Origin of the sequence: Variovorax paradoxus NBRC 15149 (genome assembly GCF_001591365.1) — a bacterium.
In the GTDB taxonomy this organism is placed as follows: Bacteria; Pseudomonadota; Gammaproteobacteria; order Burkholderiales; family Burkholderiaceae_C; genus Variovorax; species Variovorax paradoxus.
In genome coordinates, this window is record NZ_BCUT01000001.1 from 911,365 (window position 1) to 928,641 (window position 17,277).

General features: G+C 67.9%; 20 protein-coding genes. 14 read left to right on the forward strand and 6 right to left on the reverse strand.

The annotated features are described in order from the left end of the window. Nucleotides 1-14: 14 nt before the first annotated feature. The 7 genes from VPA02S_RS04295 to VPA02S_RS04325 are packed head-to-tail and all read left to right on the forward strand — an operon-like array spanning nucleotide 15 to nucleotide 4,911. Complete coding sequence (locus tag VPA02S_RS04295; RefSeq protein ID WP_012746845.1) at nucleotides 15-1,121, forward strand: S-(hydroxymethyl)glutathione dehydrogenase/class III alcohol dehydrogenase; 1,107 nt, start codon at nucleotides 15-17, stop codon at nucleotides 1,119-1,121. A gap of 21 nt (nucleotides 1,122-1,142) precedes the next feature. Next, a complete protein-coding gene (locus tag VPA02S_RS04300) occupies nucleotides 1,143-2,066 on the forward strand; it encodes an alpha/beta fold hydrolase (RefSeq protein ID WP_012746844.1) in 924 nt (307 codons plus the stop codon). Then, nucleotides 2,066-2,941 (forward strand): S-formylglutathione hydrolase, encoded by an 876-nt coding sequence (fghA, locus tag VPA02S_RS04305; RefSeq protein ID WP_012746843.1) that lies wholly within the window; start codon nucleotides 2,066-2,068, stop codon nucleotides 2,939-2,941. The genes VPA02S_RS04300 and fghA overlap by 1 nt, the downstream gene beginning before the upstream one ends. Nucleotides 2,942-2,977: 36 nt before the next feature. Then, nucleotides 2,978-3,481: a GNAT family N-acetyltransferase gene (locus tag VPA02S_RS04310; protein WP_223262442.1), complete on the forward strand. Its 504-nt coding sequence runs from the start codon at nucleotides 2,978-2,980 to the stop codon at nucleotides 3,479-3,481. 26 nt (nucleotides 3,482-3,507) lie between these two features. Further along, a complete protein-coding gene (locus tag VPA02S_RS04315; protein WP_012746841.1) occupies nucleotides 3,508-3,897 on the forward strand; it encodes a VOC family protein in 390 nt (129 codons plus the stop codon). 19 nt (nucleotides 3,898-3,916) lie between these two features. Then, nucleotides 3,917-4,303, forward strand: coding sequence for a TfoX/Sxy family protein (locus tag VPA02S_RS04320; protein WP_012746840.1), 387 nt, complete (start codon nucleotides 3,917-3,919; stop codon nucleotides 4,301-4,303). Then, entirely contained in the window at nucleotides 4,300-4,911 is a 612-nt protein-coding gene (locus VPA02S_RS04325) for a 3'-5' exonuclease (protein ID WP_012746839.1), read from the forward strand. Before VPA02S_RS04320 ends, VPA02S_RS04325 begins: the two co-directional genes overlap by 4 nt. Here the strand turns inward: VPA02S_RS04325 and VPA02S_RS04330 are convergent. Next, nucleotides 4,908-5,636, reverse strand: coding sequence for an alpha/beta fold hydrolase (locus VPA02S_RS04330; protein WP_012746838.1), 729 nt, complete (start codon nucleotides 5,634-5,636; stop codon nucleotides 4,908-4,910). The two genes, VPA02S_RS04325 and VPA02S_RS04330, sit on opposite strands and share 4 nt — an antisense overlap. 123 nt (nucleotides 5,637-5,759) lie before the next feature. After that, the gene (locus VPA02S_RS04335; protein ID WP_012746837.1) at nucleotides 5,760-6,734 is read right to left on the reverse strand and encodes an AraC-like ligand-binding domain-containing protein; all 975 of its coding nucleotides are present in this window, start codon (nucleotides 6,732-6,734) and stop codon (nucleotides 5,760-5,762) included. Between the two features lie 119 nt (nucleotides 6,735-6,853). Here VPA02S_RS04335 and gnd point away from each other — a divergent pair, with 119 nt between their 5' ends. Then, nucleotides 6,854-8,278: a decarboxylating NADP(+)-dependent phosphogluconate dehydrogenase gene (gnd, locus tag VPA02S_RS04340; RefSeq protein ID WP_012746836.1), complete on the forward strand. Its 1,425-nt coding sequence runs from the start codon at nucleotides 6,854-6,856 to the stop codon at nucleotides 8,276-8,278. A gap of 240 nt (nucleotides 8,279-8,518) precedes the next feature. Here the strand turns inward: gnd and VPA02S_RS04345 are convergent, their stop codons facing one another. Beyond that, a complete protein-coding gene (locus VPA02S_RS04345; protein ID WP_012746835.1) occupies nucleotides 8,519-9,613 on the reverse strand; it encodes a PA0069 family radical SAM protein in 1,095 nt (364 codons plus the stop codon). Nucleotides 9,614-9,731: 118 nt separating this feature from the next. On the opposite strand from VPA02S_RS04345, the gene VPA02S_RS04350 reads away from it, so the two are divergent. From VPA02S_RS04350 to VPA02S_RS04370, 5 genes are read left to right on the forward strand one after another with little or no spacing between them, the layout of a single operon-like run. Further along, nucleotides 9,732-10,337: a GbsR/MarR family transcriptional regulator gene (locus tag VPA02S_RS04350; protein WP_012746834.1), complete on the forward strand. Its 606-nt coding sequence runs from the start codon at nucleotides 9,732-9,734 to the stop codon at nucleotides 10,335-10,337. A 57-nt stretch (nucleotides 10,338-10,394) separates the two neighbouring features. Further along, the gene (locus tag VPA02S_RS04355; RefSeq protein ID WP_012746833.1) at nucleotides 10,395-10,820 is read left to right on the forward strand and encodes a thiol-disulfide oxidoreductase DCC family protein; all 426 of its coding nucleotides are present in this window, start codon (nucleotides 10,395-10,397) and stop codon (nucleotides 10,818-10,820) included. A 14-nt stretch (nucleotides 10,821-10,834) separates the two neighbouring features. Further along, on the forward strand, nucleotides 10,835-11,794 hold the full coding sequence (locus VPA02S_RS04360) for an SAM-dependent methyltransferase (RefSeq protein WP_012746832.1): 960 nt from the start codon (nucleotides 10,835-10,837) through the stop codon (nucleotides 11,792-11,794). Between the two features lie 32 nt (nucleotides 11,795-11,826). Then, entirely contained in the window at nucleotides 11,827-12,879 is a 1,053-nt protein-coding gene (locus VPA02S_RS04365) for a polyketide cyclase (protein ID WP_012746831.1), read from the forward strand. A 21-nt stretch (nucleotides 12,880-12,900) separates the two neighbouring features. Further along, nucleotides 12,901-13,248 carry a DOPA 4,5-dioxygenase family protein gene (locus tag VPA02S_RS04370; protein WP_012746830.1) on the forward strand — a complete coding sequence of 116 codons (348 nt, stop codon included), beginning with the start codon at nucleotides 12,901-12,903 and terminating at the stop codon, nucleotides 13,246-13,248. Here the strand turns inward: VPA02S_RS04370 and VPA02S_RS04375 are convergent. Both VPA02S_RS04375 and VPA02S_RS04380 read right to left on the reverse strand, forming a co-directional pair. Further along, nucleotides 13,245-14,594: a Rieske 2Fe-2S domain-containing protein gene (locus tag VPA02S_RS04375; RefSeq protein WP_012746829.1), complete on the reverse strand. Its 1,350-nt coding sequence runs from the start codon at nucleotides 14,592-14,594 to the stop codon at nucleotides 13,245-13,247. The genes VPA02S_RS04370 and VPA02S_RS04375 overlap by 4 nt on opposite strands. A gap of 22 nt (nucleotides 14,595-14,616) precedes the next feature. Then, a complete protein-coding gene (locus VPA02S_RS04380) occupies nucleotides 14,617-15,612 on the reverse strand; it encodes a Bug family tripartite tricarboxylate transporter substrate binding protein (protein ID WP_012746828.1) in 996 nt (331 codons plus the stop codon). Nucleotides 15,613-15,724: 112 nt separating this feature from the next. On the opposite strand from VPA02S_RS04380, the gene VPA02S_RS04385 reads away from it, so the two are divergent. Then, the gene (locus VPA02S_RS04385; protein WP_012746827.1) at nucleotides 15,725-16,546 is read left to right on the forward strand and encodes an IclR family transcriptional regulator domain-containing protein; all 822 of its coding nucleotides are present in this window, start codon (nucleotides 15,725-15,727) and stop codon (nucleotides 16,544-16,546) included. Nucleotides 16,547-16,571: 25 nt separating this feature from the next. Here VPA02S_RS04385 and VPA02S_RS04390 read toward each other — a convergent pair whose 3' ends face one another. Beyond that, on the reverse strand, nucleotides 16,572-17,228 hold the full coding sequence (locus VPA02S_RS04390) for a glutathione S-transferase (RefSeq protein WP_012746826.1): 657 nt from the start codon (nucleotides 17,226-17,228) through the stop codon (nucleotides 16,572-16,574). Nucleotides 17,229-17,277 lie beyond the last annotated feature (49 nt).

Below are 17,277 nucleotides of genomic sequence, written 5' to 3' on the forward strand. Positions count from 1 at the left end.
TGCCCTGAAGCGCCATGAAAACCAAAGCTGCCGTCGCCTGGAAATCCGGAGCCCCGCTCACCATCGAAACCGTCGACCTCGAAGGGCCGAAATTCGGCGAGGTGCTGGTCGAGATCAAGGCCACCGGCATCTGCCACACCGACTACTACACGCTCTCGGGCGCCGACCCCGAAGGCATCTTCCCGGCCATCCTCGGCCATGAGGGCGCGGGCATCGTGGTCGACGTGGGCCCCGGCGTCACCACGCTGAAAAAGGGCGACCACGTCATTCCGCTCTACACGCCCGAATGCCGCCAGTGCAAGTTCTGCCTGTCGCGCAAGACCAACCTGTGCCAGCTGATCCGCGGCACGCAGGGCAAGGGCCTGATGCCCGATGCCACCAGCCGCTTCAGCATGGACGGCAAGCCCATCTTCCACTACATGGGCACGAGCACCTTCAGCAACTACACGGTCGCCCCCGAGATCTCGCTGGCCAAGATCCGCGAGGACGCGCCCTTCGACAAGGTCTGCTACATCGGCTGCGGCGTGACCACCGGCATCGGCGCGGTGATCTTCACGGCCAAGGTGGAAGCCGGCGCCAACGTGGTGGTGTTCGGCCTCGGCGGTATCGGCCTGAACGTGATCCAGGGCGCCAAGATGGTGGGCGCCGACAAGATCATCGGCGTCGACCTGAACCCCGAGCGCGAGGCCATGGCGCGCAAGTTCGGCATGACGCACTTCCTCAACCCGAAGGAGCACGAGAACATCGTCGATGCGATCGTGCAGCTGACCGACGGCGGCGCCGACTACAGCTTCGAGTGCATCGGCAACACCAAGGTGATGCGCCAGGCACTCGAATGCACGCACAAGGGCTGGGGCCGCAGCATCATCATCGGCGTGGCCGAGGCCGGCGCGGAGATCAGCACGCGGCCGTTCCAGCTGGTCACGGGCCGCAAGTGGGAAGGCTCGGCCTTCGGCGGCGCGCGCGGGCGCACCGACGTGCCCAAGATCGTCGACTGGTACATGGAAGGCAAGATCAACATCGACGACCTGATCACCCACACCATGCCGCTCGAAGACATCAACAAGGGCTTCGACCTCATGAAGCGCGGCGAATCGATCCGCGGCGTGGTTCTCTACTAGCCTTCTAGGAGAGCGCCCGCCATGAACCGCATGGAACCCCTGCGCAAGATCGAAGCGGGCGTCCTCGAGATCGCCTATTACGAAACGGGGCCCTCGGACGGCCCGCCCGTGCTGCTGATGCACGGCTTTCCGTACGACATCCACACCTATGCGGAAGTCGCGCCGATGCTCGCCGGGCAAGGCTGCCGCGTGATCGTCCCGTACATGCGCGGCTACGGTTCCACGCGCTTCCTGCACGATGCCACGCCGCGCTCGGGCGAACAGGCGGCCTTCGGCGCCGATTTGCTCGCGCTGCTCGACGCGCTGGAGATCGACCGCGCGGTGCTCGCCGGCTACGACTGGGGCGGCCGCGCCGCCTGCGTGGCGGCGGCGCTGTGGCCCGGGCGCTGCGCGGGCCTGGTCTCGCTCAACAGCTACAACATCCAGAACATCGCCAAGGCGATGGAGCCGGACACGCCCGAAAACGAGCACAGCCTCTGGTACCAGTACTACTTCCACAGCGAGCGCGGCCGCGCCGGCCTCGCCAAGGACCGCAGGGCGCTCACGCGGCTGCTGTGGCGGCTCTGGTCGCCGACCTGGAAGTTCGACGACGCCACCTTCGAGCGCAGCGCCGCGGCCTTCGACCATCCTGATTTCGTCGAGGTGGTGATCCACTCGTACCGGCACCGCTTCGGCTTGGTGGCGGGCGACCCGGCCTATGCGGACATCGAACGCCGCCTGGCCGCGCAGCCCGCGATCACCGTGCCCACCATCACCTTCGACGGCATCGACGACGGCGTGCGGCCGCCCGCCGATGCCTCGGCCCATGCGCAGCGCTTCAGCGGCCCGCGTTCGCACCGCCTGGTGCCCGGCGCGGGCCACAACCTGCCGCAGGAGGCGCCGCGCATCTTTGCCGACGCCGTGCTCGAACTCGTGCCCGCCTTGCGGCACCACAACACCCTCTGATGACCGACTCCCTCAAGACCCTTTCCGAGCACCATGCCTTCGGCGGCGTGCAGAGCTTCCACGAGCATGCCTCGCACGAGATCGGCCTGCCGATGCGCTTTTCGGTCTACCTGCCGCCGCAGGCTGCGCAGGAGCGCGTGCCGGCCCTTCTTTACCTTGCGGGGCTGACCTGCAACGAGGAAACCTTTGCAGTGAAGGCCGGCGCGCAGCGCATGGCCGCCAGCCTGGGCCTGGCGCTGATCGCGCCCGACACCAGCCCGCGCGGCAGCATTGCCGAAAACCTGCCCGGCGCCACCGCCCACTGGGACTTCGGCGTTGGCGCGGGCTTCTACCTCGATGCCACCGAAGCGCCCTGGTCCACCCACTGGCGCATGGAAAGCTGGATCGTGCACGAGCTGCTGCCGCTGGTGGGGCGGCACTTCGCCATCGACGACCAGCACCTGGGCATCTTCGGCCATTCGATGGGCGGCCACGGCGCGCTCACGCTGGCGCTGCGGCATCCGGGGCGCTTCAAGTCGCTGTCGGCCTTTGCGCCCATCTGCGCGCCCACGCAATGCCCGTGGGGCCAGAAGGCGTTCGGCGGCTACCTGGGCGAGCCCGGCGGCGACCGCGCGCAATGGCTCGCGCACGACGCCAGCGCGCTCATGAAGTCGCAGACCGCCGCGCCCTATCCGCAAGGCATATTGGTCGACCAGGGACTGGCCGACAAATTCCTGGCCGAGCAGCTCAACCCCGAAGCCTTCGAGGCCGCCTGCTTTGCCGCCGGCCAGCCGCTCACGCTGCGCCGCCATGCGGGCTACGACCACGGCTACTACTTCATCCAGACCTTCATGGCGGACCACATCGCGCACCACGCGCAAACGCTGCGCGGCTGATCGACCGCGGCCCACGGCCGGCTTATCATGGGGCGCATGTCCGCAGCACAGATTCCCGCCTTCCAGTTGCGGTCCCGCGACGGCGCCGCCGAAGAGAGCCTGGCGCTGGCCGGCATCTGGCGCCGCGCCTGGATCGCGGCCAACCGGAATGCCGCCGTCATCGAGCCGATCACGCATTGGCTGCGGCGCGTGCAAACCGAATTCGTACCGCCCGCGGACGTGGTGCTGGCCGAGCGCGAAGGCCAGGTGCTCGCCTTCATGGTGCTGCTGGTGCGGCGCGAATATGTGGCGCAGCTGTTCGTCGAACCGCATCTTCGCAACCAGGGCCTGGGGCAGGCGCTGCTCGACGAGGCCAGCGTGCGCATGCCGCTCGGCTGGAAGCTTCACGTGGCCACCAGCAACACCGCGGCGCAGCGCTTCTACGAACGCTACGGCCTGGTGCGCGGCGCGGTCGACCGGCACCCGGCCAGCGGACGCGAACGGGTCGCCTACCATTGGTATCCGGCGAGCCCGCCGCGGCAGCCGCGTCGCACCGGCTGAGCGCCTTCTTCCCCTGCCCTTTCTCCATGCGCATCGATCACATCGCCCTCTGGACCACCGATCTCGAACGCTGCAAGCGCTTCTACGTCGACTACTTCGGCGCCACGGCCGGGGCGGGCTATGCCAATCCGGCCAAGGGCTTTGCCTCTTGCTTCCTGAGCCTGGGCGACGGCGCGCGCATCGAGGCCATGACCACCCGCACGCTCTCGCCGGTGCCCGCCGAACCCGGCGCCCAGCGCATGGGCTGGACGCACCTGGCCATCAGCGTGGGTTCGGAGGCTGCCGTCGACGCACTGACGCAGCGGCTCAAGTCGGACGGCTACCCGCTGCTCGACGGCCCGCGCCGCACCGGCGACGGCTACTACGAGAGCGTGGTGCTCGACCCCGACGGCAACCGCATCGAGATCACCGCATGAACCGCGCAAAGCCTGCCCGATGAGCGAATTCGTACAAAGCCTGCACGAAGTCTTCGAGCGCCTCGGCCGCATCGAAACCCGCCGCATGTTCGGCGGCCACGGCGTCTGGCACGAGGGCCGCATGATCGCGCTTGTCGCCAAGGACACGCTCTACCTCAAGTCCGATGCCGGCAGCGCCGAGCATTTCGACAAGCTGGACCTGCCGCCCTTCACCTATGTGCGCGAAGGCAAGGCCATGCCGATGTCGTACCGGCTCGCGCCGGCCGATCTTTTCGAAGACCGCGAGGAAGCCGCGCTCTGGGGCCGCCGTGCCTACGAGGCAGCCCTGCGTTCGGGCCAGCCGCCGAAGAAGAAAACCGCCAGGAAAGCCCCGGTGAAGAAGAAAAAGAAAGCAGCCTCCTCGTGAGCGACAACCCTCCCGCATTGCCGCCCCTCCCCGAACGCGAGCAGATCGCGCTGCTCGAACCCTTCGAGGGCCTGGGCCTGAAAGACATCGTGGTCGTCTCCACGCTGCAGGACGCCGAACATGCCGCCGCCGAATTGCTGGCCGCCGGCGTGGCCGGCTTCGACACCGAATCCAAGCCCACCTTCGCGAAGAACGAGGTCTCGGGCGGCCCGCACGTGGTGCAGTTCGCCACGCGCGAAATGGCCTGGCTGTTCCAGCTGCACCGCACCGAATGCAATCCGGTGGTCGCAACGCTGATTGCTTCCACCGAACTGCGCAAGGTCGGCTTCGGCCTTTCGACCGATCTCACGCTGATACGCAACCGCCTCAACATCGAGCCGAAGGCGGTGTTCGACATCGACAGCGAGTTCCGCCACCGCGGCTACCGCAAGTCGGTCGGCGTGAAGGCGGCCGTGGCGCTGGTCTTCAACCAGCGCTTCGTCAAGTCGCGCAAGGCGACCACCTCGAACTGGGCCAACAGGCAGCTGACCGAAGCGCAGATGCGCTACGCGGCCAACGACGCCTATGCATCGATCCGCGTGTTCGATGCGCTGTTCGGCAAGCCCTAGTCCCGCCCCGCCTCCAGGATCGCCTGCGCCAGGCGCTTCGGGTTCGAGAAGAACATCTCGTGGCTGCCGGGGCACTCCACCAGCCTGAACAAGCCGAGCCGCTCCGACAGGCGCGGATGCCACGGCAAGCCGTGCGGCATGGCCGTGTCCTGCAGGCAGTTGAGGTACGACTTGCCGATCTGCAGCGCCGCCAGCGGCTCGCGCAGCCGGATCTTGTCGGTGAAGGTGCGGTAGGGATGCGGGTTCAGCCGCTCGTAGCTGGCCTGCGCGAGCGGCAGGTCTGCGTCGTTGATGAAGGCTTCGCGCCAGATCTCGAACGGCAGGCTCACCGCATTGCCATTGGCCGCGGCCACGGCGTCGAACATCGCGACGTAGTGCGGGGGCACCATGTCGTTGAGCGATTCACCATCGAGCGGCACGAAGGCGTTGACGTAGACCAGGCGCCGCAGCCGCTGCGCGATGCGGTCCGCCACGCCCGAGATCACCATGCCGCCGTAGCTGTGGCCCACCAGGCGAACGTCCACCAGGTCGTGCTCCTCGATGAAGCGAACGGCCGAGTCGATCGCATCGACGAGGCTGGTGCGCGAGCGGTCGTCGCCGGGGCGGTTTCCCGCGAGCGTGGGGCAATGCACGTGGTGGCCGGGCTCGCGCAGGCCGGCGGCCACGGCCTCCATCTCGGCGCCGGTGTGCCAGGCGCCGTGGATCAGGACATAGGTGTCGGACATGGGTGTCTCCTTCTTTATCGTCGTCGTTGAATTGGGACGACTTTAGGAAACACGGGGCGGCGCGAATGGCCGCTGGCTGCCAGGCCCATGGCCGATTTGCGCCTGCGCTGCCTTGCTTTTGCCTCAGCGCTGGCGCCGCCAGGCACCCGGCGTCATGCCGAGATGCCGGCTGAATTGGCGAACGAAGTGGGACGCATCGGCGAGCCCGACGCGCAAGCCGATTTCCGCAATGCTCAGGCGATCGAAGCGCGCATCGCCGAGCATCCGCCGCGCCACCTGCATGCGAAAGCCGGTCAGCGCGGCGGCGAAGGTGGTCGACCCTTCGCACAGGCAGCGGTGCAGGCTGCGCTCCGAGATGCCCAGTCCGCGCGCCACGCCGGCAGCCGTCAGGCCCGGCTCGGCATGGCGTTCGCGCGTGGCGTCGAGCACGCGGCGGCGCAGCGCGGCACGGGCGCTTTCGCTGGGCGCGGCCGACCCGCCCGCATCGCATGCCGTGCCGGCGGCAAGTGCGAGCAACCCGCCAAGGTGATCGGTCAGCAAGGCCGCGGGCAGCGGCGGCTTCAAAGCGCCCTGCGGAGAAAGCTGCTGGGCAAAGCCGCTCAGCACACGGCCCCAGCCGGACTGCCCGTCGATGCGCCGCGCCACCTGCCCGCCGGCATCGGGGAGCCACGACTCGACCCACGCGGTCGGCAGTTCGAGCGACAGCGTATCGGCGGACTGGAGCAGGCGAAGTTCATAGCAGCGCCGCGAATCGACCAGCACCAGATCGCCCGGCAGCATGCGCGCCGAGCGGCCGTCCTGCACGGCGACCCAGGGCGAATCGGTCTTGCACAGCAGGTAGTAGTAGTTGCTGCGGCTCTGGGCAATGGCCCGGCGCCTGCGGTACACGTCCTGCGCGCTGCCGCGGACCCGGTTCACGCCGATGGCGCCCAGCGGTGCGGATTCGAGCGTGGCGCCAAAGCTGCCGGCCAGGGAGCTGGTCACGTCCATTTCGAGAAAGCCTTCGCACACCGCGCCGATCCAGTAGTCCAGCCGCTGCGCCGGCGGCACGGCGTCGGTGGACCAGGTGTGGACCGCGGGCGAGGCATTTGCGTTCATCGCGCCAACATACCCAAGCCGCGCGCGCTTGCCAAGCGGGTATAGACGCCCTCCCACGGCAGCGCCCCGGCGCCCCCGGCACAATGCCCGTCACATCCACCGCAGACGAAAGAAGGGCCATGAGCAACAACAAGAGCGATTTCGGATTGATCGGCCTGGCCGTGATGGGCCAGAACCTGGTGCTGAACGTGGAAAGCCGCGGCTTCCAGGTCAGCGTGTACAACCGCACCGAAGCCACCACCGAGGCCTTCGTGGCCGCCAACCCCGGCAAGAAGCTGGTCGGCGCGAAGACGCTGGAAGAGTTCGTGCAGAGCCTGGCACGGCCGCGCAAGATCCAGATCATGGTGAAGGCCGGCGCACCGGTCGACCAGGTCATCGAGCAGCTGATCCCGCTGCTCGACAAGGACGACATCGTGATCGACGGCGGCAACAGCCTCTACACCGACACCGAGCGCCGCGATGCGTACCTTGCCACCAAGGGCCTGCGCTTCATCGGCGCCGGCGTCTCGGGCGGCGAGGAAGGCGCGCGCAAGGGTCCGTCGATCATGCCGGGCGGCCCGCTTTCCACCTGGGAAGTGATGAAACCGATCTTCGAGAGCATCGCGGCCAAGGTCGACGGCGAGCCCTGCGTGATCCACATCGGCCCCGGCGGCGCGGGCCATTACGTGAAGATGGTGCACAACGGCATCGAGTACGGCGACATGCAGCTGATCTGCGAGGCCTACAGCCTGTTCAAGGCGGCCGGCTTCAGCACCGACGAGATGGCCGCGGTCTTCAACGAATGGAACGAGGGCGAGCTGCAGAGCTACCTGATCCAGATCACCGCCAAGGCGCTCGAGCAGAAGGACCCGGAAACCGGCCAGCCGATCGTCGAACTCATTCTCGACAAGGCCGGCCAGAAGGGCACGGGGCAGTGGACGCTGGTCAACGCGGCCGAGAACGCGGTGGTCATCAGCACCATCAACGCCGCCGTGGAGGCGCGCGTGCTGTCGTCGCAGAAGACAGCGCGCGTGGCGGCCAGCAAGCTGCTGCAGGGGCCGAAGGTCGAACTCTCGCTCGGCAAGAAGGCGCTGGTGGCCAAGGTGCACGATGCGCTCTATGCGTCGAAGGTGGTCAGCTACACGCAGGGCTTCGACCTGATCCAGACCATGGGCGAGAAGAAGGCGTGGAAGCTCGACCTCGGCGGCATCGCGGCCATCTGGCGCGGCGGCTGCATCATCCGCGCGCGCTTCCTGAACCGCATCACCGACGCCTACCGCGCCGACCCGTCACTGGGCAACCTGATGCTCGACCCCTTCTTCAAGGACCTGCTCAACCGCACGCAGCAGAACTGGCGCGAGGTGGTGGCGCTGGCGGTGGGCAACGGCATTCCGGTGCCGGCGTTCAGTGCCTCGCTCGCCTACTACGACAGCTACCGCACCGAGCGGCTGCCCGCGAACCTGCTGCAGGCGCAGCGGGACTTCTTCGGGGCCCACACCTACGAGCGCGTGGACAAGCCGGCCGGCGAGTTCTTCCACACCAACTGGCCGGAAGTCATCGGCTGACCCCCTGCAAATCAGACCGCCGGCAACCAGGCCTTCACTTGCCCGACCGGTGCCACCAGCGGCTCGGTCGCGCAGCGCGGCGCCGAGGCTCGATTTGCTGCAGCCCGAAACACCCATCACGACCAGCGACGGCCCGTTCATACATACCCTTCCTGGTGAAACCGCGGGGATATTTCTCCGCGCATCGGCGGGACTTGAATCCACCTTCCGTCGGGACAGGCGCCACCGCCGCGGCCCATCCTAGAACAGGCTGCCCTGCCCCGCCGCGCCAGGCGGCCGGAACGCGCCGAGGTCGAGCGCAATGCGCTCGCGGTTGAAGCCGATGCGGTTCGCCGCCTTCTCGAAGCGCTGGCGGATCAGGTCGGCCCAGAGGCCGGAGCCCTTCATGCGCGTGGCGAAGTCGGCGTCGTAGTCCTTGCCGCCGCGCATCTCGTGGATGCGCGCCATGATGCGGTCCGCGCGCTGCGGGTAGTGCAGCTCGAGCCATTGCTTGAAGAGCGGCGCCACCTCCCAGGGCAGCCGGATCACCGTGTAGAAGGCGTTGCGCGCACCGGCGGCCCAGGCGGCTTCGAGCACCTGTTCCATGTCTTCGTTGACGAAGGGAATCTGCGGCGCCACGCTCACACCCACCGGCACGCCCGCCTCGGCCAGGGTGCGTATGGTGCGCAGCCGCCGGTGCGGCGCGGCGGCGCGCGGCTCCAGCTTGCGGGCCAGCTCGCCGTCGAGCGTGGTCACGGTGATGTACACCGCGGCCAGGTGCTCGGCGGCCATGGGCGCGATCAGGTCGAGGTCGCGCTCCACCGCGCTCGATTTCGTGACCAGCGCAAACGGATGCCGCGTTTCCTTCAGCAGCTCGATCACCGAACGGGTGAGCCGCAGTTCGCGTTCGATGGGCTGGTAGCAATCGGTGGCGGTGCCGATCGCGATGTGGCTGGGCCGGTAGCTCCTGCGGCCGAGTTCGGCACGCAGCACCTCGACGATGTTGCGCTTGGCGATGAGCCTGGTCTCGAAGTCGAGCCCCGGCGAGAGGTTGAGGTAGCTGTGCGTGGGCCGCGCAAAGCAGTAGATGCAGCCGTGCTCGCAGCCGCGGTACGGGTTGAGCGAGCGGTCGAACGAAATATCGGGCGAGTCGTTTTCGTTGAGCACCGACTTCACGTCCTCGAAGCGCACTTCGGTGGCAAGCCGCGGCAGTTCTTCGGCTTCGGCCGCGCCTTCTTCGAGCGTGCCCCAGCCGTCGTCGAAGGCATTGCGCTCGTCGCGCGAAAAGCGGTGCGCCAGGTGCGTGGCCGCGCCGCGGCCCTTGATGGCATGGATGGGAATCCGGGCGGCCGGCATGGCAGGTCCTTTCTCTCGAATACTGTATGTTTACACAGTATTCCAAAGCTTTTCCGCAGGCAAGCTGATTTTTAGTTTCTCTATTGACAGAAATTTCTAAAATCCTAGACTCCGAGGCATGGAACTCACCGACATCCAACGCAAGTTCGTTCTCCACTGGGGAGAAATGGGCTCCATGTGGGGCGTCAACCGCACGGTCTCTCAGATCCACGCGCTGCTGTTCGCGCACGGCAAGCCCATGCATGCAGAAGAGCTCTCCGACACGCTGGGCGTGGCCCGCTCCAACGTGAGCAACAGCCTGAAGGAACTGCAGGCCTGGAACCTCGTGCGCGTGACGCACATCCTGGGCGACCGGCGCGACTATTTCGAAACCAGCGTCGACGTCTGGGAACTGTTCCGCACCGTGGTGCGCGAGCGCAAGGAGCGCGAGTTCGACCCGACCATCCGCGTGCTGCGCGAGATCGTCTCCAGCCCCGACTTCCAGAAGGAGCCCGCCGATGCGCAGGACCGCATCCGCTCCACCATGGACCTCATGAGCAAGCTCGCCACCTGGGCCGACGAGATGCTGCGGCTCTCGCCCGGCACGCTCGACAAGGTGCTGACGCTCGGGGCCAGCGTGCAGAAATTCGTTCGCGGCGATGCGGCGCCGGCGGCCACGCCCGCGGCTCCCAAGAAGGATGGCGACGACCCCGATGCCCACCACGCCAGCCTGCCGATGATCTGAGCCGCTCTTTTTTTGCCTCATCATTTCTGTTTTGACAGAAACAACGAAAACAAACTCATGCGCACCATCGCCACCTACCCGCTGACCGTCTACTTCGATGCCACCTGCGTCCTTTGCACGGCAGAAATGAACGCAATGAAGGCGCGCGATGCCTCGGCCCGCCTGAACCTCGTCGACTGCTCACCCGCCGGTTTCAATACCGGCCCCGCCCCGCGCGAGGCGCTCATGACTGCCATTCACGCCGTCGACGCCGCAGGGCAGCTGTTCGTGGGCGTTCCCGCCATCCGCGCCTGTCGCGATGCCGTCGGGCTGCCAAGCGGCAGCCTGCTGCTCGACCTGCCGCTCATCGCGCCGCTGGCCGACCGCGCCTATGCGGTGCTCGCGCGCAACCGCTACCGGCTGCCGCGCTGGCTGGTGACCCTGCTCGCGGGCAAGGCCGCGCGCTCATCCCGCACCTGCGCCGGCGGCAATTGCCGGATCTGAAAAAAGGAGCTCTCGTGACCAAGGTCTTCCAGCCCGATTTCCGTCCTGCGGCCACCCGCACTGCGCCTCCGGCATCCGCGGCACCCGAAGCCTCCATCACCAAGGCCGACACGCAGGACTATTTCACCGAGGTGGCCGACGACTACCGCGCATGGAGTCCCAGCTACAACATGCACTTCGGCTTCTGGCGGCTCGGGCTGAATCCGCTGCGGCGCGAAGGCATGCTGGTGGAAATGAACCGCGCCGTCGGCCGCGCGCTCAAGCTCGACCAGCCCCGGCCAGCGCACCAAAGCGCAGAGCGCCGCTGCGTGGTCGACCTTGGCTGCGGCGCCGGGGCCACCGCGCGCACGCTGGTGGGCGACGACCCGTCGCTCTTTGCCGTCACGGTCACCAACGTGGCGGTGCAGAACCGCATCGCGCTGCGGCTCGATGCCGGCGCCGGCGTGGCCGACCGCGTGGCGCACATCGAGGCCGACTACACGCGCACTGGCCTGCCCACCGCACAGGCCGACGGCGCCTGGGCCGTGGAAAGCGCCTGCTACGCGAGCGGCACGGCCAAGGCCGATTTCGTGCGCGAGGCGGCCCGCCTGCTGAAGCCCGGTGCACGGCTCGCGGTGATCGACGGCTTCCTGCTGCGCGAGAAGCCCGGCCGCAGCGCCGGCTGGCTGCACCGCCTGTGGGCCGACAGCTGGGCCGTGCCCACGCTGGCGGTGCGGGACGATTTCGTCGCCGCGCTGCGCGACCACGGCTTCGACGACATCGAGGTGCGGTCGCTGCGCTGGCGCGTGGCGCCCAGCGCGCTGCACATCCCGGTGCTGGCCACGCGCTTCGCGCTGGCCGAACTCTGGAAGGCGCGCGGGCGGCTCAGCCCCTGGCGCCGCAAGCACATCGTGGCCAGCTACTGCGCGCTGGTGCTGGGCCTTTTCTGGCGCGATTTCGACTACTGCATGGTGACGGCCAGGCGCAGCGACTGAAAACCAACACATGACGAGGAGAAGAGATTGAAATGAGCACCGAACCCGATGACACCCAGCGGCCTGGCCCGGCCGCGCCGGCGCCCGCCGCCGCGCCTGCGATGAGCGGCATCTCCATCCGCCACATGCCCTTCGCCTGGTTCTGGCCTGCGCTGGCCGGTGCCCTGGTGGCATTGCTGCTGCGCATCGCATTCAGCGGTGGACCGGGCCAGCGCTTCTCGGCGATGCTCGGCTCGTTCATCTACCTCGCGCCTGCCGTGTGCGGCGCGGTCACGGTCTACATGGCCGAGCGCATCGGACGGCGCAGCTGGGGCTACTACCTCTGGATGCCCTGGATCTCCACGGCCCTGTTCCTGGCCGGCACATTGGCCATCTTCATCGAAGGCCTCGTCTGTGCGGTCGTGATCATTCCGCTGTTCGCGTTCATGGGCAGCCTCGGCGGCCTCGCGATGGGCATCGTCTGCCGCGTCACGAACTGGCCCAGGCCTGCGCTCTACAGCTTCGCCTTGCTGCCGCTGGTCTTCGGCGCCGTCGAGCCACAGTGGCCCAACCCCGAGCAGGTCTCGGGCACCTCGCGCACCCTCTTCATTGCCGCGCCCGCCGAACGCGTGTGGCATGAACTCAACAATGCGCAGGGCATCCGCCCGAGCGAGGTCGGCGATGCCTGGGCCTACCGCATCGGCGTGCCGATGCCGGTGGCGGGCGTGACCCAAGACACGCCCGAAGGCCGCGTGCGCAAGGTGCAGTGGCAAAAGGATGTGCACTTCGACGAGATCATCACCGAGTGGCGGCCGCTGCAGCGCGTGAAGTGGCGCTACCGCTTCTCGCCCGATTCCTTTCCCGCCGGCGCGCTGGACGACCACGTGGTGATCGGCGGCCACTATTTCGACCTGCGCGACTCGGCCTACACGCTCACACCGCACGAGGGCGGCACGGAGCTTCGCATCGATGTGTCCTGGCGCGTGAGCACGCGCTTCAACTGGTATGCCGACCGCGTGGCGCAGTTCCTCCTGGGCGACTTCTCCGAGCACATCCTGCGCTTCTACAAGGCGCGCAGCGAAACGGCCGAAGCGGCCGCCGCCTGAACGGGCCACAATGACCGGACCATGCCGCGCCGCCCCGAAAACCTCTATCCGCAATACCACGCCCACGTCTACTTCGACCCCGCCACGGTGGCCGAGGCCCGGCAGCTGTGCGAACAGGCGGGCCGCGAACTGATGGTGGTGGTCGGCCGCGTGCACGAACGGCTGGTGGGGCCCCACACGCGCTGGAGCTGCCAGCTGGCGTTCGACGCGGCGGAGTTCGACCAGGTGATCGAATGGCTCGAGGCGCACCGCAACGGCCTCGACATCTTCGTGCACGGCGTCACGGGCGACGACTTTGCCGACCACACGGCGCATGCGATGTGGCTCGGCGAGGAAAACCCGCTCGATCTGCGGATGTTCCGGCGTTAGCCCGCCTGTTCTTCTTCGCTCGTGGGTTGCAGCGTGTGGTGCTCCGCCGCGCTGCCGTGCACCTTGAAGAATTTCGCGCCCTCCACCTTCTGGCCGATCGCGCGTTCGTAGGCCGCGCGCACGTGCTCGGGCTGCCCGGCCTGCCCGAAGAAGTCCTTCAGGTAGGGCCCCAGCAGCGGATGGGCGGCAAGCTCCGCGCGCGGCAGGCCATGGAGCATCTCGTCGCGGCAGGCCGAAGGCAGCGGCACATTGCGGTTCATCGCAGTGTCGCGGATCACGCCCTTGGGCTCGTGCGCCGGATCGGCCTGCATCGCCTCCAGTTCCTCGAAGAAGCGGCGGCGCATCATCACGATGCCCTTGTCGCTCTGGCCGAGCTTTTCGCGGGTGCGGTCGGTGACCGTGCCCTGCCCCACCCACACCACGAAGTCCTGGTTGGCCACGTGGCTCGTGATCCAGCGGCCGGTGGCCGGATCCTTGATCGGGCCGTACCAGGACGGAATGCGCTCCTGCACGTAGGGCTCCTGCTCGGTCGGCACGCGGCTCAGCACCCACAGCACGCTCAGGGTGTTGTGGTCGTCGATGGGCACGCGCCATTCGAAGTGGTGGCCAAGGAAGAAGCCGTTGGGCCACAGCGTGACGCGGCCCGTGGTCCACATCACGTTGTCCTCGCTCTCGCCGCCGCGCAACCGCCGGTAGACGAAGCCGTGCTCGAACTCATCGAACGCGAGCTTCAGGTGGGTTGGCACATAGGGGCCTTCGTCGCCCTGCAGGCGCGTGGTCCAGTTGTTGTGCGTCCATTCGAAATGCACGGGGTCGATGGAATTTTCCTGGCACTGGAACCAGTTGCAGGGTATCTCTGCGAACACGGCCTGCGCGAAACCATTCCTGAAGTTGAACAGCTCCCAGTCGGGCAGCAGCGGTGCGGGCTGCGGCCCCATGTAGGCCCAGAGCAGCCCGGCCTTTTCCTGCACCGGGTAGGCCTTGATCTTCGTGTTCCTGCGCATGCGCGCGTCCGGGTCCAGCGTTTCCTCGAAGGGCTGGTGCACGCACTGGCCGCTCTGGTCGTACTGCCAGCCGTGGTAGCTGCAGCGCAAGCCGCATTGCTCGACAAAGCCGTAGGACATGTCGGCATTGCGATGCGGGCAGCGGCGGTCCACGAGCCCGTAGTTGCCGCCCAGGTCCTTGTAGAGCACCAGGTCCTCGCCCAGGATGCGCAGCGGCTTGACGGCCTTGTCGTCGAACTCGCTGGCTCCGGCAACCGGATGCCAGTAGCGGCGCAGGTAGTCGCCCATCGGCTTGCCCGGCCCGACCTCGGTCAGCAGGCGGTTCTTCTCTTCGCTCAGCATGTGCTTGTCTCCTTGTTCCAGCTCATTCGGCGCGGATGCCGAATTCCTTCACCAGCTTGCCGAAGCGCTGGTCGTCGTCCGCGATCTGCTGCGCCAGCACCGAGGGCGCGCCGCCGATCGGCTCGATGCCGAGCGCAGCCATGCGGGCCTGCACGTCGGGCATCTTCAGCACTTCGTTGAAGTGGCGGTTCAGGGCCTGCACCAGCTCCACCGGCATGCCCTTGGGGCCCAGCAGGCCCATCCAGGCGCTGACATCCACGTCCTTGTAGCCAAGCTCGATCAGCGTGGGCACGGCGGGCATCAGCTTGGTGCGCTGGCGCTCGGCCACCGCCAGCGCAACGAGCTTGCCGCCGGCGATGTGGCCCGCCACCGCGCCGGGGGTGATCCAGCCCACGCCCACGTGTCCGCCGAGCGCATCGTTCACCACCGGCGCCACGCCGCGATAGGGCGCGTGGGCAATCTGCGTTCCGGCGTCCTTGTTGAAGAGCTCGCCCGCGATGTGCATCGGCGAGCCCGCGCCCGGCGTGCCGTAGCTCAGCGCCTTGCCGGCCCGGGCGTCGGCCACCAGCTGCGCCACGTTCTTGATGCCGGTGGACGGCGCGGTCACCAGCAGCAGCGGGATGTTGCCGGTCTTCACGATGGGCGTGAAATCCTTGACCACGTCGTGCGCCACGCCGGGGCCGGCCTTCAGCACATGCTGCGCGATCGGAAAAGTGCTGGGGGTGAACAGCAGCGTGTAGCCGTCCGGTGCGGCCTTGGCGACCCAGGCGTTGCCGATCATGCCGCTGGCACCGGGCCGGTTGTCCACGAGCACCGGCTGCCCGATGCGCAGCGAGAGTTTCTCGGCATAGATGCGCGCGACCGCATCGGTGTCGCCGCCCGCGGGATAGGAAACGACGATGGTGATCGGCCTGCCCGGCCAGGCCTGCGCCATGGCGCCGCCGGCGGCCAGCAGGGCAAGGCCCGATGCGGCGATGGCGGCGGCGGCACGGGCCGCTTCGCGACGGGTGAACTTCATGCTCTCTGTTCCTTTTCAGTGGGACGACGGGTGGGGTCGACGCACTGTAGGAACACGCCGCCGAAGCCAGAAGATATAGTTTCACCAGGTGAACCTTTTTCTGGAGTTCCGCATGTCCGACACCACCGGCGTCCGAAGCGTGAAATCGATCGATGCGCTGCGCCGCGGACTCGACGTGATGCTGGCCATCCAGCGCTCGTCGGCCGCCACGCTGTCGGAGCTGCATCGCCAGACCGGCCTCTCGAAGGCCACGCTGCTGCGCATCCTGAAGACACTGCAGCAGGCCGGATGGGCCGAGCGCAGCGAACTCGACAAGCGCTATGTGCCGGCCTCGGCCGCCGGCGAATCGGGGCCCGCGGTGCAATGGCGCGCAAGCCTGTCGGCGCTGGCGGCGCAGTCGCGCGCCACGCTGCAGCGCCTGGTGCCGTGGCCCATCGACCTGGGCGTGCGCGACGGCACGGCCATGCTCATCCTGGACACGGACCGGCCGCGCAATGGCCTGGCGGTGAACTACCGGGCGCTGGGTTTCAGGCCGCCGATGCTGCTGTCGTCGCTCGGGCGCTGCTACCTGTCGTTCTGCCCCGAAGAGGAGCGGCGCGAGATTCTCGCGGCGCTGGCCCGCTCGCCGAGCGACACCGACCGCGCCGCGCGCCGCCCCGAGAACATCCGGCGCATGATGGCCCATGCGCGCGACCAGGGCTACGTGGTGCGCGACCCCGCGTCGACGAGCATGGACTCGCCCGACCGCTTCGGCGCGCTCTCGGTGCCGGTGCGCCTGGACTCGCTCGTGGTGGGCTGCCTGAGCTGCGCGTGGCTGCCGGCCGTGAAGACCGAGCGCGAGATCGTCTCGGCGCACCTGGCCGACCTGCAGCAGGCGGCGCAGAGCATCGAGCGCACGCTGCGGCAGGCGGGCTTCGGGCCGCCGCCGGCTTGAAGAAGAACCCGCTCGGAAAACCTGCCTAGAACTCGGCGTCGAGCTCGTCGATTTCCTCGGGCTCTTCCTTCGCGGCGGCCACCCACTCCTGCATGGCGGGCAGGTCCATCACACGCTTGCAGTAGGCGGCGCAAACGCTGTCGAGCGGCACGTCGTAGCTCAGGAAGCGCGTGACCACCGGCGCATACATGGCGTCGGCTATGCCGGGCTGCTTGCCGAAGAGAAAGGGGCCGCCGTAGGTCTTGAGGCATTCGCGCCAGATGGCGACGATGCGGTCGATGTCGGCCTGCGCGCGCGACCAGATCTTGAAGCCGCGGAACCGGGCCTTGATGTTCATCGGCAAGGCGCCGCGCATCGAGGCAAAGCCCGAATGCATCTCGCCGCAGATGGCGCGGCAATGCGCGCGCGCCTGGATGTCGACCGGCAGCAGCCCGCTCTTGGGCTTGATCTCGTTCAGGTATTCGCCGATGGCCAGCGTGTCCCACACCTTGACGCCGCCGTGCTGCAGCGAGGGCACCAGCATCGACGACGAGAGCAGCAGCATCTCGGCCTTCATGGCCGGGTCGTCGGGCGGGATGATCTTCTCGCTGAAGTCGAGCCCGGCCAGCCTGCACATCAGCCAGCCGCGCAGCGCCCAGGCGCCGTAGTTCTTGCTGCTGATCGTGAGAACGGGTTTGGCCATCGTGGATCTCCTTGGCGGACTGCCTGCTGCCGGTTGGCTCCCACGGGGC